The following is a 15,018-nucleotide window of genomic DNA, read 5'->3' as shown; positions in this document are numbered from 1 at the left end:
TTAGCGTCGAGAGCATGCGGCTTCACGTGGGATGTGCGATGTGGGCGCACGCGGCCTGGCAGGAACGACAGCTCTCCGCGGGGGAGCGGTTGCGCTGGTACGCCACGTGGTGCAACGCGGTCGAGGGCAATACGACGTTCTACGCGACGCCGTCGCGCCGGACGGTCGAATCCTGGGCGGCCCAGTGCGATCCCGCGTTCCGATTCGTGCTCAAGTTGCCCAGGCCGATCACCCACGAACGCAGGCTGACCGGCGTCGAGGACGAGCTGCGGTCGTTCCTCGCCGCGATGGAGCCGCTCGGCGAGCGCATCCACGCTCTGTGGGTGCAACTGCCGGGTTCGTTCGGGCCCAACGATCTCGGTGCGCTGGCCGGGTTCCTGCGGCATCTCCCGCGCACGTACCGGGCCGCGGTCGAGGTACGCCACCCCGCGTTCTTCGAAGACGAACAGGCGGCGCGCAGGCTGGAATACGTGCTGTCCAGGGTCGGCGCCGAATGGGTGCCGTTCGACACCACAGTGCTTTTCGACGGTCCGCCCACCAGCGCGGCGGAACAGGAAGCGGCCGCGAAGAAGCCGCGGGTGCGGCGCAGGATGCGTGCGCTGACCGAATACCCGATCGTGCGGTACCACGGCCGCGACGACGTCCAGCGCACCGTCGACGGCTGGCGGCCGTGGGTCGGCACGGTCGCCGAATGGCTGCGTGAAGGCCGTTCGCCCACGGTGTTCCTGCACACGCCGGACAACGCGGGCTCGCTGGAGCTGGCCCGCCGTTTCCACGACGAGGTCAGGGCCCGCCTGCCCGAGCTCCAGCCGCTGCCCGAGCCCGCTGTCGCCGAGCCGATGACGCTGTTCTGACCGAAACGCCTCCCGCGGCGGCATCGAGCCGCGGGAGGCGTCCGGATCAGGCCTGGAGGCCGACCTCGACCTCGAGGGTGAGCGTGATCTTGTCGCCGATCACCGCGCCGCCGTCGGGCAGCGGCATGTCGATGGTGATGCCGAAGTCGCGGCGGTTGATCACGGTCTTGGCCTCGAAGCCCGCGACCGGCCCGTTGCCCATGCCGGGGTTGACGCCGAGGAACTCCACCTCGAGCGATACCGGCTTGGTGACGCCGCGGATGGTGAATTCGCCGTCCACCACGAAATCGTCGCCGTTCACCCGGAATCCGGTGGACTTGAACGTGGCCACCGGGAACTGCTCGGCCTGGAAGAAGTCCGCGGTGCGCAGATGCGCGTCGCGCTGTTCGTTGTCGGTGGTGACCGAGTCGACCCGGATCTCGGCCTCGGCCGAGGCGCTGCCGTCCTCGCCGATCACCAGCTTCCCGGAGAAGTCGGTGAAGCGGCCGCGCACCTTGCTGACCATCAGGTGGCGCACCGAGAAGCCGAGGGTGGAGTGGGCGGGGTCGATGGCCCAGGTGCCCGCGGTCAGAGCATTGGTGGTTCCGGTCGACATGATGTTCTCCTTGGGTAGTTGAGATTTGAACTAGTTGGTTGTGGGTAGGGCGGGATCGGTCAGGGGAGGATCAGCGAGCGCCGAGCAGCTGTGCGAACGGTACCGGGTCGTCGTACGGATCGGCGGAACGCGGTCGCGGCGTGTTGGTCAGCATGGCCGCGAATTCCGCTGCGGCGCGGTCGATCCGGGTGTTGAGGCCGCCGGTCGCCGCGGAGGCCCAATCCTCGGAAGCCGCGTAGACGGCGGTGGGCGCGACCACCGCGTGCAGATAGCTGAACATCGGCCGCAAGGCGTGCTCCAACGCCAGGGAGTGGCGCGCCGAGCCGCCGGTCGCGCCGAGCAGCACCGGCATTCCGGCCAGCGCGTCCGGTTCCAGCACGTCGAAGAACGTCTTGAACAGGCCGCTGTAGGAGGCGTTGAAGATCGGCGTGACGGCGATCAGGGCGTCGGCGCCGGTCACGGTGTCGAGCGTCGCGCGCAGCCCGGTGGGCGCGAATCCGGTCAGCAGGTTGTCGGTCAGTTCCTTGGCGTGCTCGCGTACCTCGACCACGTCGAAGGTCACGTCCGCACCGGACGCGGACAGCGCCGCGCCGGTCGCCGCGGCGAGCCGATCGGCCAGCAACCGGGTCGACGAGGGCTGCGACAGGCCCGCGGAGACGACGGCGATGCGGGTCATCGGGTCGCCTCCACGGCGGCGTCGCGGGCGGCGACCAGGCTCGCGTGCGTCGGAGCGTCCGGCACGTGCGCCGGGCGCAGGGCCGCGAATTCCTTGCGCAGCACCGGCACCACTTCCTCGCCGAGCAGGTCCAGCTGCTCCAGCACGGTCTTCAGCGGAAGGCCCGCGTGATCCATCAGGAACAGCTGGCGCTGGTAGTCGCCGAACGACTCGCGGAAGGTGAGCGTCTTGTCGATGACCTGCTGCGGGCTGCCCACGGTGAGCGGGGTCTGCTCGGTGAACTCCTCCAGCGAGGGGCCGTGCCCGTACACCGGCGCGTTGTCGAAGTAGGGGCGGAACTCGCGCACCGCGTCCTGGGAGTTCTTCCGCATGAAAACCTGCCCGCCCAGGCCGACGATCGCCTGGTCGGCGGAGCCGTGGCCGTAGTGCTCGTAGCGCTGCCGGTACAGCCCGATCAGCCGCTGGAAGTGCTCTTTGGGCCAGAAGATGTTGTTGGCGAAGAAGCCGTCACCGTAGTAGGCGGCCTGCTCGGCGATCTCGGGGCTGCGGATCGAGCCGTGCCAGACGAACGGCGGAACGTCGTCCAGCGGGCGCGGCGTGGAGGTGAACGACTGCAACGGGGTGCGGAATTTGCCTTCCCAGTCCACCACGTCTTCGCGCCAGAGCCGGTGCAACAGGTGGTAGTTCTCGATCGCCAGCGCGAGGCCGTCGCGGATGTCCTTGCCGAACCACGGGTAGACCGGCCCGGTGTTGCCGCGGCCGAGCATGAGGTCGACGCGTCCCTCGGCCAAGTGCTGCAACATCGCGAAGTCCTCGGCGATCTTCACCGGGTCGTTCGTGGTGATCAGGGTCGTCGCGGTGGAGAGCTGGAGCCGCTCGGTCCGCGCCGCGATGTAGCCGAGCATGGTCGTCGGTGACGACGGCACGAACGGCCGGTTGTGGTGCTCGCCGGTGGCGAACACGTCCAACCCGACCTCCTCGGCCTTGCGCGCGATCGTCACCATGGCGGTGATGCGCTCGTGCTCACTCGGCGTCCGGCCGGTCGTGGGGTCGGTCGTCACATCGCCGACCGTGAAGATTCCGAACTGCACGACGCCTCCTTCGTTCTCAGTCTGACTCAATTTGGTGGATATGGCAACCAAAGGAACCGGGCGGGGTGCGTGGGTATTCCCGGCGCGTCGGTGTGGCGTCGGTTACGGCAGGTATTCCGTCAGCCAGGTCCTGGCGAGTTCGCGGGTGACCTGTGCGCCCGTGTCGAGTTCGGTGGTGCCGAAGGCGTGTTCCAGGAAGGGCAGTTCGACGTAGCGCTGCGGGACTCCCGCGGTCTCGAGTGCTGCGGCGTAGGCCGCGGTGTGCTCGGCGAGCACCAGGTGATCGCTGGACCCCTGGATCAACAAGGTGGGCGGGGAGGCCGCGGTGACGTGCGGAGCCGAACTCGTCGCGGTGTAGCGCTCGGGGTACTGCTCGGGCGTGCCGCCGAGATACTGCCGGGCCGCGTCGACGCCGAGCGCGGTCTCGGTGCCGGAAGCGGCGAGATCGACCACCGGATACAGCGCGATCGCTGCGCGCACCTTCGGCAGATCCCCGGCGTTGCCACAGCTGGGACGCAAGGCACCGGCATCGACCTTGTTCGCGACATCGATGGCCAGATTGCCGCCCGCGGATTCGCCGAACGTGGCGACCCGCCGCATGTCCCAGTCGTACCGCTGCGCGTTCCCGGCGGCCCAGGTCAGTGCGCAGGCGATATCGGCGTCCGCGGTGTCCCAGCGGTGGGCGGCCTCGTCGGAGAGGCGGTAGTCGACGTCGAGGACGGCGTATCCGTTCTCGGCGAGCCAGGTCGTGTAGGCGTCGGTGCCGCGGCTGCCACCGACGAACGCGCCGCCGTGGATGCTCACCACCAGCGGGGCCGGTGCCTGCCCCCGTGCGGGCAGATACAGATCCGCCTGGATGGGCTGCCCGTCGACGGTCGCGTAGGTGACGGTCTCGTCGGGCGCGTCGCCGACGCTGCGGAACGGGACGGCCGGAGCGAACCGAACCCAGACGCCCGCCGCGTCGTGCGCCGCGAACATCAGCGTCGCGCTGGTCGCGACGGACAGCGCCAGGCCGACGACGGCCACGCCGGTCACCGTGCCCGCCGCGCGCCGTCCGCGCTCGGCCGAGCGAAGCGCCGTCAGCGCGAGCCCGGTCGCGACCACCGCCAGCACCATGTTCCACGAGCCCAGCGCGTCACGGACCGCGCCGAGCAAGAGCACGGCCGACTGGGCGATCGCGTTGCGCAGCAGCGGCATCGTCCAGGAAACCGGCAGGATCGCGAGCGACTGGCCGAGCACGAGATAGCCGGCGAGCCCACCGGCGAACGTCAGTAGGGCGAGGCGGGCCGAGCGGCGCGAGGTCGCGGACTTTCCGGGCACGGTCACATCCGCTCCTCGCTCGTCGGTCATCCAGGGTCTCCGCTTCCGGGTCGGGGCTGTCCCTTCCAACCTAGGTCGGTTTTCGTACGCGCCGGATCGGGGGCGTAATCGGGTAGCCGACTACGCGCGACTTCCGGTGCCCGGTCCGCAGAATCGGTCGCCACAGGGTTTCGACCATCGGGTTGCGAAGGGGATTTGCATGGCTGGTTATCACGATTGGTTGGCGCCTGCTCCGAATCCGGAGCCGCCCTTGGACAGTCGCAGACGCGCCGAGGCTCGCGATCCGGCGCCCGCTCGGGCATTACCCTGCCGCACCCGGCCGCGCGCCCTGTCCGGCCGGTCGAGTGCCGGGGTACGCAGCGCGGTGCGGCGGAGTCATGCGCCCGCGGCTGCGGCGGGGGACGAAACCCCCTCGGCGGCACGCCGGTTCGCCGAGTCGGCGGTGCGCATAGTCCTGGAGGTGCTCGACCGCAGGAGACCTGTGCCGCAACTGGCCGTGGTCGCCGACGCCACGGTCGTCGCCGCGGTGCGCACGTTGCTCGACGCCGGTTACGTCCCGGGTCGCGGACTCGGGGTCGCGGTGCCGGTCCGGGTGAGCGTGGTGCTCGTGGACGCCAGGGCCGCCGAGGTCTTCGCCGCGTACGCCCGCGGCGGGCGGCGTTTCGCTCTGGCGGCACGCATCGTGCGGACCCGCTCGGCCGGCTGGCGGCTGACGGCGTTGCGCCTCCGATGACGCGGCGCGCGGCGGTCAGCCGAGCTGGACGGACCGTCGCGCCATGCCGAACCAGTAGCCGTCGATGACGGTGCGCAGCGCGCCGAGGTCGTCCTCGCCCGCGCCGAGCGCGACGAACAGCGGTGCGAAGTGCTCGGCGCGGGGATGGGCCAGGCGGGCGGCGGGCGCCTTGCGCTCGAAATCGAGCAGCGCGTCCACGTCGTGGGCGGCCAGCGCCTCGCGGCCCCACGCGTCGAATTCGGCGGTGAAGGAGTGCACGTGCTCGTCGTCGGCCGTCATGGCGCGCAGGTTGTGGGTGAAGAAACCGCTGCCGACGATCAGCACGCCCTCGTCACGCAGCGGCGCCAGCTTGCGGCCGATGTCCAGCAGCATCCGGGGGTCGAGGGTCGGCATGGACAGTTGCAACACCGGCACATCGGCGTCCGGGTACATCTCCTTCAGCGGCACGTAGGTTCCGTGGTCGAGCCCGCGCTCCGGGACGTCCGCCACGGTGACACCGGGTCCGCGCAACAGGTTTCGCACCTTCTCGGCCAGCTCCGGCGCGCCCGGCGCGGGATAGCGCACCTGGTAGTACCGCTCGGGGAAGCCCCAGAAGTCGTAGACCAGCGGCACCGTCTCGGTGGCGCCGAGCGCGATCGGCGCGGATTCCCAGTGCGCGGAGACCATCAGGATCGCGCGGGGGCGCGGCAAGGCGCGCGACCACGCCGCCAGCTCGGCGGGCCAGCTCGCGTGATCGGCCAGCGGCGGGGCGCCGTGCGAGAGATAGAGCACCGGCATCCGTTCGGTGGTCGTGGTGGTCATGGCGCTACTCCTTGCTCGGCCGCCCAGGTAGTTCAAATTCGAACTCCACTGTAGCCAGTTGTTCAAATTTGAACAATGCGGCTAGGGTGGAGCCGTGGAGACCAGGTGGCTGAACGCGCGCGAGATGCAGGTGTGGCACAGCTTCCTCGCGGCGGGCGCCCTGGTGGGCCGCGAGGTGGAACGGCAACTCAAGCGGGAAGGGCTGTCCCACACGCAGTACGAGGTGCTCGTGCGGCTCGCCGACGCGCCGGAGGGCCGCCTGCGGATGACCGAACTGGCCGACGCGCTCTACACCTCCAAAAGCGGCCTGACCTACCAGGTGACGCAGCTGGAGAAGGCCGGGCTGCTGGTGCGCGAGACCTGCCCGACCGACGTGCGCGGAGTCATCGCCGTGCTCACCGGTGCGGGCCGGGAAAGGCTGGCGCAGCTGGCGCCGGACCATGTCGCGACCGTCCGCCGCGTTCTCGTCGACGTGCTCACCGCCGCTCAGCAGAGCGCCGTCGCGGAGGGTCTCGGCGAGGTCGCGCGCAGGCTCGCCCCCTGACTCAGGCCAGCGACGCCAGCCAGTCGTGCATCCACGACAGCGCGGTCGCTCCGTCGCCGACGCGGTAGCTGCCGTAGGCGGTGTGCGCCTGGGAGCGGTAGAACTCGTCCAGCAACCGGGCCCGTTCCTGGTTCGCCGACTCCGACAACTGGCTCTGCAACAAGGGGAATCCGCCGTTGGACATCAGATCGCCGACGATGGCGCCCATTTCCAGCTGGTAGCGCCAGAGGTTCGCCGGGTCGGGATGGGAGGTCTGGGCCAGGAAGCCCGCGAAGCGGGTCACGAAATCGTCCGAAGCCGTGGAGCAGTACAGATCGCCCGCGGCGCAGATGGTGCGGGTCTGCGGGGTGACCCAGCCGAAGCCGCCGATGCGCGGACCGCCCGCGCCCGCGCCGCCCACCGGCGGGCCGACCAGCGCGTCGGTGGGGGAGCGGCGCGGGTCGGAGATGAGCCCGACCGCCGCGATCCGCTGCGGCGGCACGACGCCGATGCCGGTGCCGATCTCGGCGGCCAGATCGCCCGCGGCGTCGGCGCCCTGGCTGTAGCCGAGTAATGCGATCTTGGTCGCGCCGCAGGCCCTGGCCATCGCCCCGATCATGCCGCGCGCGTTGTCGACGGCCTCGCGTTTGGATGCGCCGTAAACCTCGGTCTCCCAGGGGAATGCGGTCGCGGCGTAGCTGACGTAGTCCACTCGCACCGAGGGCGGCAGTCCGCTGGTGACTCCGGCCAGCATCCCCGGCCCGGGGCGCTCGCCGTCCGGCCGGTCGGTGGTCTCCCAGGTGCCCGGGATCGCCACCACGTACATGCTCGGGCAATCCGGCTCGGCGACGGCGGGCCCGCTGCCCGGCCCGACGCACGACAGCGCCATCGCCGTGACACCGATGGCCGCCGAGATCCACTTCGATCGCATGGCGTTTGCTCCTGGTAGTACAGGCGCCGCAGGCGCTCCCCGGCAGGAATCGGCCTCCGCCGGGCGCCGTGCGGTGGTCGAAGGCCCCGTCGAAGGCTGCATTGAGACTCGATGGTCTCAAAGTGCAGCCAGGATAGCGAGAGTGTGTGAGACAGCACAATCCGGCGCTCGAGTGAGGCGTGTCACATCTCTGTCGACCGCCTCGCTGCTTCTCGCTTGCTAAGTGTCCTGCGCGAGTAGGACTGCCATGGCCTGCGCCCATCGGTCGATGGTTGCCGTGGCGGCGCGCTCGGAAGTGCGCAACGGACGGGACATCGCGGTGCCGCGCAGTATCGCGACGGTGAGATCGCGGACGGCCGGATAACTCGGACGGGTGACGACGGCCGGACCGAACAGCGCGTCCACCACGCGGCGCAGATCGCGCCCGGCCGCGCGTTCGGCCGCGCGCAACGCCTCGGCAAGCGCCGGATCGGTCCGCGCGGCCGCCCACAGTTCGAACTCGGCTTGCGCCGCCGGGCGCGCCATCGACTCGTACAGGGCGGTCAAGGCGCGCCGGACGGGGTCGGCCCCGTCGCCGAGTCCGATCGCGATCTCGCCGACCGCCGCTTCGTTGCGCGCGACCAAATGGCCGACCAGATCGGTGATCAACGCGCCGAGGGTCGGGAAATGATGCAGCAGCGCTCCGCGGCTGACCTTCGCGGCGCGCTGCACGGACAGGGTGGACAGCGCCCGGTAACCCTGTTCGGCCAGCAGGTCGGCGGCGGCGTCGAGGATGCGGACGCGGGTCGCTCGCTTCTGTTCCTCGCGTAGTCCGGCCATTCCGCCTCCCTCCGTCGGCGCGACACTTTCACAGTCAATATTGACTGTCAATCGGCGGTTGCGCCAGACTGCGGAGACGGGTTCCGGATCAGCGTCGAAGGGAAAACGATGACCGACAGTGACATCCAGACCGAAGGCGACTCGGGCGCGTGGTATCGCGGGTGGACCGAGCAGCCGGACTCGCCCTGGGCCGGGCGCCCCGACCCGGACGACGCGCGCGAGTACCGAACCCTGACCTACGAGCGAGACGGCCGCATCGCGCGCATCACGTTCAACCGGCCGGAGAAGGGCAACGCGATCACGCCGGACACGCCGAACGACCTGGCGCACGCGGTGGAACGCGCGGATCTGGACCCGCGCGTGCACGTGATCCTGTTGTCCGGGCGCGGGAAGGGGTTCTGCGGCGGATACGACCTGAGCATGTTCGCCGAGCAGAGTTTCGCGGTGGCGGGCGGTCCCGGCGACGCGGCGGGGACGGTCGTCGATCCGGTGGTGCAGGGCCGCAATCACGATCCGGCGCGCACCTGGGACCCGATGATCGACTACGCGATGATGAGCCGGTTCAACCGCGGTTTCGCCAGCCTGATGCAGGCGAACAAGCCGACCGTGGCCAAGCTGCACGGCTTCGCCGTGGCAGGCGGCAGCGACATCGCCCTGTTCGCCGATCAGATCATCTGCGCCGACGACACCAAGATCGGCTATCCGCCCACCCGGGTCTGGGGTGTTCCGGCCGCGGGCATGTGGGCGCATCGCCTCGGCGACCAGCGCGCCAAGCGCCTGCTGTTCACCGGCGACTGCCTCACCGGCAAGCAAGCGGTGGAGTGGGGCCTGGCGATCGAATCCTGGCCCGCCGACGAACTCGACGCGCGCACCGAGGAATTCGTCGCGCGGATCGCGCGCATGCCGATCAACCAGCTGATGATGGCCAAATTGGCGCTCAACTCGGCGCTGTACGCCCAGGGCGTGGCCAACTCGGGCATGATCAGCACCGTCTTCGACGGCATCTCCCGGCACACCGCGGAGGGTTACGCCTTCCAGACCCGCGCCGCCGCCGCCGGTTTCCGCACGGCGGTCCGGGAACGCGACGAACCGTTCGGCGATCACAAGCGCGACCGGTCGGAGGGATGATCCCCCTGTGAGCCGCTCGGACCGTGCGGGGAGCCCACGGGCGTGAACGGCGAGGGGCGGTGGTCCGGTGACCACCGCCCCTCCTGCCTACTCCGCGCAATCCGTCAGCGGACGGGCGGGACCTTTCCGGTCGCTTCGTCCTCGATGTCGTAACTCAGCCGCACATCGTGGTCCACCTCGCCGCCGCTCACCGTGATCCGGCTGGTCACCGCGGGGTAGCCGCGTGCGACGACCGTGTAGTCGCCTTCGGCGAGATCCGTGACGACATAACGGCCGTTCTCGTCGGTGCGCGTCGTCGCGGTCAGGACGCCCGCCGCGTCGAGCACGCTGATCTGCACGTCCGCGATCGCCCGGCCGGTGTCCGACCACGCCGACCCGGCGAGCACCGCCATCGGCGTGAGATCGATGTCGTGGTGCAGCAGCCCGCTGTCGGGCACGGTCAGCGCGGTCGCGCTGGGACGCATGTGCTCGGCGACCGCGACGACGGTGTACGTGCCGGGCACGACGCCGTGGCAGACGTAGCCGCCGTCGGCGTCCGCGATCGCGGATCCGACGACCTCGCCGTCCAGATCGGTCAGCGTGATGGTCGCGCCGGGCAGCGGCTCGCCGAGGGTGCTCGACCGGACCACGCCGGACACCTCGCCGGAGCCGAGCAAGGTGATGTCGCATTGCTGCGGCCGGTCTCCGACCGTCACGTTGACCGCGGCGGGCTGATGCCCTGCGGCCGACACGATCAGCACGTAGTTGCCCGCGTCGGGCGCGCCGACCAGGTAGCTGCCGTCCGCGCCGCCGCCCGTCCGCGCGGCCTGCCGCCCCTGATGGTCGATCAGCGTCAGTGCGGCGGCGGGCACCGGCCTGCCGTCCTCACGATGGACGTAGCCGCTGAGCGAACGGCCTTCGTGCTCGGCGCCATCGGAACTCGCCCGCGGTTCGCGCAGGTACGCGCCGTTGCTCGCCGGATCGCCCGAGGCGTAGCCGCTCGCGGCGGCGGCCAGCACCGGTTCCGGCTCCGACAGCGCCTGCGCGGCGCCCTCCCAGACCTGATCCGTGTCCCAGTGCGACTCGGCGGCGCCGGCCTTCTCGGCCGGCGTCTGCGCGGCGGGCGCCGGAGTGTCCTGCAACGGGATCTCTTTCATGAACACGAGCACCACGCAGGCCAGCAGCGCGACCGCGGCCGCCGCGTAGAACACCCCGTGCATGGAGTTGGTGAAACCGGTGAGGATCGGCACCTTCAGCGCGTCGGGCAGCGCCGCGATACCGCTTGTGTTGGACTGCATGCCGCTGAGCTGCTCGGTCCCGAATCCGGGCGGCAGCGCGCCGCCGAACGCATCGGTGATCCGGTGCGGCAGCAGGTTGAACAGGATGGTCAGGAACACCGCGACGCCGAGCGTTCCGCCCATCTGCCGGAAGAAGGTGGCCGACGCGGTGGAGACGCCCATGTCCGAGCGCGGTCCGGCGTTCTGCGCCGCGATGATCAGCGTCTGCATACAACAGCCGAGCCCGAGCCCGATCAGTCCGCCGATGGCCAGCGGCTGCCACAGCGGGCTGTCGTAGTGCACCTGCGCGTACAGGGTCGCGCCGATCGCGACGATGAACGTGCCGGTCACCGGCAGGATCTTGTAGCGACCCGTGCGCTTGGTGATCCGTCCCGCCGTCTGCGAGCCGATCATGATGCCGAGCACCAAGGGCAGCATCAGCAGACCTGCCTTCGTCGGCGAGTAGCCGCGCACGACCTGGAAGTACTGCGGAACCATGGTGATCGCGCCGAACATGGCGACGCCGACGATGAATCCGCCCGCGATGGTGACGCTGAACGTCGAGTTCTTGAACAACCGCAACGGGATCAGTGCGGAGTCCTTCATCAGCCACTCGACCAGGACGAACAGCACCAGACCCGCCGCGCCGATGCCGTAGCAGAGCAGTGAGCGATGCGAGGACCATCCCCAGTGCCTGCCTTGTTCGGCGACGATCAGCAGCGGCACCACGCAGATGGTCAGCGTCAGCGCGCCGAACCAGTCGATCCGGTGGTGCTGGCGCTGGTGCGGCACGTTGAGCACCTTGGCGACCACGAGCAGCGCGAGTACGCCGACCGGGACGTTCACCAGGAACACCCACCGCCAGCCCTCGATGCCGCCGAGCTCTTCGTAGTCGGAGAAGAAGCCGCCGAGCACCGGGCCCAGCACGGTGGCCGTGCCGAACACCATCATGAAATATCCCTGGTAGCGCACCCGTTCGCGGGCCGGGACGATATCGCCGATGATGGTGAACGCCAACGACATCAGTCCGCCCGCGCCCAAGCCCTGGAACGCGCGGAACGCGGCGAGCTGGTACATCGAGGTGGCGAAGGTGCACGCCACCGAACCGATGACGAACAGGCTGATCGCCGTGAGGTAGAACGGCTTGCGGCCGTAGATGTCGGCCAATTTGCCGTACAGCGGCGTGGTGATCGTCGCGGTGATCAGGTAAGCGGTCGTCGCCCAGGCCTGTTCGTCGAAACCGTGCAGGCTGTTGGCGATCTTGACGATCGCGACGCTGACGATGTTCTGGTCGAGCGCGGCCAGGAACATGCCGAGCAGCAGCCCGGACAGGATGGTCAGGATCTGCCGGTGCGACAGTGACGTGTCCGCGCCTGCGGCCGGGTTCCGCGGAGCCCGGGTGGTGGAAGTCGTCATGGATGAGCCCTATTTCGGATCGGCTGGGTGTCGGGTGGTGGTCTCTATTCCTGCGGTGAGCCGGTCGAGCAGCGCGGTCAAGGTGTCGCGGTCGGGTGCGGGCCAGTCGGCCAGGATGTCGGCCAGCCACCGGTTGCGCTGGGCGCGATTCTCCTCGAAGACGCGAACGCCTTCCGCGGTGGCCGCCAGCACGCACGCGCGGCCGTCGACCGGGTCGGCTCTGCGCTCGACCAGGCCGTGCGCCACGAGTTGTCTGCTCTGTCTGCTGATGGTGGATGCCTCGGCGTGCAGCAATTCGGCGAGCCTGCCCGCGCGCTGCGGTCCGTCGTGCACGAGCGAGAACAGCACGGCGTAGGCGAGTCGCTCCAGTCCGTCCGGCCCGGGCCGGACGGGTTGCCATTTCGCGCGATTGACCGCACGCATGAAGCGGACCAGGCGCTGACCGAGCTCGTCGGCGGCCGCGAGTTCGGCCGCCGTGACCCGGCGTTCGGGAGCGGTTGCGGACATGACACTCACCTCGACGTTCCCCACCAGCAAATTGATTGGCAACCACAACTAGTTGCTTTGAGCAACTATACATCCGGGTTGCCGAAGGTCTGCGCGGCGGGTCACGCGCCGCGCGCGTTGCTACCGTCGGAGGCGTGTCCGAGTCGCTTGTTCGCTTTCGTGCCGCCTTGCCGTCCGATTGCCGCTGGGAGCCGGTCGGCGGCGGAGAGTCCGGCGCCGAGGTGTACCGGTCCGCCGACGGCGCCCGCTACGCCAAGTGCGTCGACTCCGCACAGGTCGCCGCCCTCGCGCTGGAGCGGGACAAGATCGTCTGGCTCGGCGGCAACGATATCCCCGGCCCGGAAGTGCTGGACTGGCGGGCCGATGACGACGGCGCCTGCTTGGTCACCGCCGCCGTCCCCGGCGTGGCCGCGGACGCCGTTCCGGTCCGGACGCTCACCCGTGCTTGGGAAGCCATCGCGGACGCGGTGCGGCGCCTGCACGACCTGCCCACCGAAGCGTGCCCGTTCGATCGCGGCCTTGCGCGAATGTTCGCGATGGCGCAGGACGTGGTGGTGCGGGGTGCGGTACACACCGAGTTCCTCCCGGAGGAACAACAGGGCACTCCGCCCACCGTCTTGCTCACCAGGCTGGCCGGTGAACTGGAGTCCAGGATGACCCGGGAATTCGCCGAAGCCGTGGTGTGTCACGGCGATCTGTGCCTGCCCAACATCATCCTCGATCCGGATACGCACACGGTCGCCGGTTTCGTCGACCTCGGGCGTCTGGGCATCGCCGACCCGTACGCCGATATCGCCCTGCTGCTGGCCAACGCCAGGGAGTCATGGCAGGACGAGGGGCTTGCCGAACACGCCGACCGGACGTTCGCCGCCCGCTACGGCATCGATCTGGACGCCGATCGTCAGCGCTTCTTCCTCCATCTGGATCCGCTCACCTGGGGATAGCCCGATCACGCGGCGGGCTCGAGCAGAACGGCGGTGCCGTAGGCCGCAACCTCGCTCATGGTGCCGGCGATTTCGTTGCAGTCGAAGCGCATCGCGATGACCGCGTTGGCGCCGTACGACATCGCGTGCTGGCACATCCGCATGATCGCCTCGTGCCGGGACTGGTAGAGCAGCTGGGTGTACTCGGGGATCTCGCCGCCGCCCAGGGAGCGGAAACCGGCGCTGAAGTTCGAGCCGAAGCTGCGGCTGCGCACGGTCAGCCCGGCGACCTCGCCGAACACCCGGACGATCTTCTGTCCGGGAACGTCGTTCATGGTCGAGACCAGGATGGGGAACTGCGGTGGCGGTGGCGGTGGCGGGGGATACGGCTGCGGGGGCGGCTGATGCGCGGGATGCTGCGGGTAGGGCGGGGGCATCGGCTGACTCATGTGCGGGATGCTACGGCCCGCGGGCGGCCGCGGTCGCTTCCGTCCGGGCCGGGTGCGCATCGGCCCGTAACCGCACCGACCGCCCGGTCCCGTTGGGCCGGTATCGCGTGTTCCGGGATCGTCTCGGCGGAGTTCGGCCTTGTCTGTTGAGCATTCGACCGACAGAATCCAGGGAGATATGCAATGTTGTTATTGCGCAACGGCATTGAGAGGGAACCCACGGTGGCCGAATGGGCACCGGTAAAGGGGGTGCGGCGAGATCATGTCGTCGAACACGTCCGAGCCCGGCGGCCGACGCGCCCGCCGGGGCCGGGTCAGGGCCGAACGCGTGCCCACGTGGCCCGGGATGATCTCCGCCCATGAGCCGCCGCCGCGCCGGGAGCGCGATCGGCATCGGGCCCACCGCGATCGACGCCGCGCGCGGCGGGGCGCGCGCCGCGCGTGGCTGGTCGGCGGCGCCGGACTGGCCGCCTCGCTCGCCGCGGCCGCGCTGGTCCTGGTCTACACCGACGCGGCCTCCGCACCCCGGCAGTCGGCCACGGTGGCGGACCCGGTGCTCGGCGGCGGCCCCGGCTGCGAGCCGACCCGCGGCGCGCAATTGGTGCGCGGCAACGGGACCGGCTCCACGGCTTCGGGACCGGACGTGATCCTGGCCTTCCAGCACGCCTACTACGTGACCCGGTCGGGAGCGGTAGCGCGATCGCTGACGGTGCGGGACGCCGTGGTGCCGCCGGTCGCCGTGATCGACGCGGGCATCGCCTCCGTCCCCACCGGAACGCAGCACTGCGTGATGATCACCCCCATGCTCGACGGACGCTACGACGTGGTGATCACCGAGTTGCGCCCCGACGCCACGAGCCGCACCTACCGCCAGTTCGTCACGGTGGTCACCGCCGACGACGGGGCCGCCATCAGCAAGATCACCGCACCGAACTGAGTCCGATCGCTCGTTGCGCTGCTCCGGCGCGCGGGCTTTGGTTACGATGCGACTGCCGG

At 69.9% G+C, this 15,018-nt stretch carries 16 protein-coding genes; 6 read left to right on the top strand and 10 right to left on the bottom strand.

Annotation, left to right across the window (positions count from 1 at the left end; all coding sequences use genetic code 11):
• The first annotated feature begins 14 nt into the window (after positions 1–14).
• Positions 15–854, top strand: a complete 840-nt coding sequence (locus ON21_RS20445; protein ID WP_245562662.1) for a DUF72 domain-containing protein — start codon at positions 15–17, stop codon at positions 852–854.
• Between the two features lie 46 nt (positions 855–900).
• On the opposite strand, the gene ON21_RS20440 is transcribed toward ON21_RS20445, so the two are convergent.
• The 4 genes from ON21_RS20440 to ON21_RS20425 all read right to left on the bottom strand — a co-directional run bounded on the left by ON21_RS20440 (position 901) and on the right by ON21_RS20425 (position 4,566).
• Entirely contained in the window at positions 901–1,449 is a 549-nt protein-coding gene (locus ON21_RS20440; RefSeq protein ID WP_039799915.1) for a YceI family protein, read from the bottom strand.
• 70 nt (positions 1,450–1,519) lie between these two features.
• Positions 1,520–2,125 (bottom strand): FMN reductase, encoded by a 606-nt coding sequence (locus tag ON21_RS20435; protein WP_039799914.1) that lies wholly within the window; start codon positions 2,123–2,125, stop codon positions 1,520–1,522.
• Positions 2,122–3,216, bottom strand: coding sequence for an LLM class flavin-dependent oxidoreductase (locus ON21_RS20430; protein WP_039799913.1), 1,095 nt, complete (start codon positions 3,214–3,216; stop codon positions 2,122–2,124). Before ON21_RS20430 ends, ON21_RS20435 begins: the two co-directional genes overlap by 4 nt.
• A 102-nt stretch (positions 3,217–3,318) precedes the next feature.
• Positions 3,319–4,566 (bottom strand): alpha/beta hydrolase, encoded by a 1,248-nt coding sequence (locus ON21_RS20425; RefSeq protein ID WP_051021125.1) that lies wholly within the window; start codon positions 4,564–4,566, stop codon positions 3,319–3,321.
• A gap of 169 nt (positions 4,567–4,735) precedes the next feature.
• Here ON21_RS20425 and ON21_RS38535 point away from each other — a divergent pair, with 169 nt between their 5' ends.
• Positions 4,736–5,269, top strand: coding sequence for an Rv3235 family protein (locus ON21_RS38535; RefSeq protein WP_157170894.1), 534 nt, complete (start codon positions 4,736–4,738; stop codon positions 5,267–5,269).
• 15 nt (positions 5,270–5,284) lie between these two features.
• Here the strand turns inward: ON21_RS38535 and ON21_RS20415 are convergent, their stop codons facing one another.
• Positions 5,285–6,070 (bottom strand): dioxygenase family protein, encoded by a 786-nt coding sequence (locus ON21_RS20415; protein ID WP_039799912.1) that lies wholly within the window; start codon positions 6,068–6,070, stop codon positions 5,285–5,287.
• A 94-nt stretch (positions 6,071–6,164) separates the two neighbouring features.
• On the opposite strand from ON21_RS20415, the gene ON21_RS20410 reads away from it, so the two are divergent.
• On the top strand, positions 6,165–6,614 hold the full coding sequence (locus ON21_RS20410) for a MarR family winged helix-turn-helix transcriptional regulator (RefSeq protein WP_245562661.1): 450 nt from the start codon (positions 6,165–6,167) through the stop codon (positions 6,612–6,614).
• A 1-nt stretch (position 6,615) separates the two neighbouring features.
• On the opposite strand, the gene ON21_RS20405 is transcribed toward ON21_RS20410, so the two are convergent.
• Together ON21_RS20405 and ON21_RS20400 are read right to left on the bottom strand one after the other, a co-directional pair.
• On the bottom strand, positions 6,616–7,524 hold the full coding sequence (locus tag ON21_RS20405; protein WP_083880760.1) for a cutinase family protein: 909 nt from the start codon (positions 7,522–7,524) through the stop codon (positions 6,616–6,618).
• 219 nt (positions 7,525–7,743) lie between these two features.
• Positions 7,744–8,343: a TetR/AcrR family transcriptional regulator gene (locus ON21_RS20400; protein WP_039799911.1), complete on the bottom strand. Its 600-nt coding sequence runs from the start codon at positions 8,341–8,343 to the stop codon at positions 7,744–7,746.
• A 108-nt stretch (positions 8,344–8,451) separates the two neighbouring features.
• On the opposite strand from ON21_RS20400, the gene ON21_RS20395 reads away from it, so the two are divergent.
• Positions 8,452–9,471 carry a crotonase/enoyl-CoA hydratase family protein gene (locus ON21_RS20395; RefSeq protein WP_039799910.1) on the top strand — a complete coding sequence of 340 codons (1,020 nt, stop codon included), beginning with the start codon at positions 8,452–8,454 and terminating at the stop codon, positions 9,469–9,471.
• Between the two features lie 104 nt (positions 9,472–9,575).
• Here the strand turns inward: ON21_RS20395 and ON21_RS20390 are convergent, their stop codons facing one another.
• Positions 9,576–12,143: an MFS transporter gene (locus ON21_RS20390; RefSeq protein ID WP_039799909.1), complete on the bottom strand. Its 2,568-nt coding sequence runs from the start codon at positions 12,141–12,143 to the stop codon at positions 9,576–9,578.
• A 9-nt stretch (positions 12,144–12,152) separates the two neighbouring features.
• Positions 12,153–12,650, bottom strand: coding sequence for a MarR family winged helix-turn-helix transcriptional regulator (locus tag ON21_RS20385; RefSeq protein WP_039799953.1), 498 nt, complete (start codon positions 12,648–12,650; stop codon positions 12,153–12,155).
• A 134-nt stretch (positions 12,651–12,784) separates the two neighbouring features.
• Here ON21_RS20385 and ON21_RS20380 point away from each other — a divergent pair, with 134 nt between their 5' ends.
• Entirely contained in the window at positions 12,785–13,594 is an 810-nt protein-coding gene (locus ON21_RS20380; RefSeq protein WP_083880759.1) for an APH(3'') family aminoglycoside O-phosphotransferase, read from the top strand.
• A 5-nt stretch (positions 13,595–13,599) separates the two neighbouring features.
• Here ON21_RS20380 and ON21_RS20375 read toward each other — a convergent pair whose 3' ends face one another.
• A complete protein-coding gene (locus ON21_RS20375) occupies positions 13,600–13,923 on the bottom strand; it encodes a YbjQ family protein (protein WP_218004117.1) in 324 nt (107 codons plus the stop codon).
• A gap of 361 nt (positions 13,924–14,284) precedes the next feature.
• On the opposite strand from ON21_RS20375, the gene ON21_RS20370 reads away from it, so the two are divergent.
• On the top strand, positions 14,285–14,959 hold the full coding sequence (locus tag ON21_RS20370; protein ID WP_245562660.1) for a DUF8176 domain-containing protein: 675 nt from the start codon (positions 14,285–14,287) through the stop codon (positions 14,957–14,959).
• Positions 14,960–15,018 lie beyond the last annotated feature (59 nt).

This window comes from Nocardia araoensis NBRC 100135 (assembly GCF_000308435.1).
Classification (GTDB): Bacteria; Actinomycetota; Actinomycetes; order Mycobacteriales; family Mycobacteriaceae; genus Nocardia; species Nocardia araoensis.
Note: the sequence above shows the minus strand (reverse complement) of the source record. Positions and strands in the feature narration are given on the sequence as shown.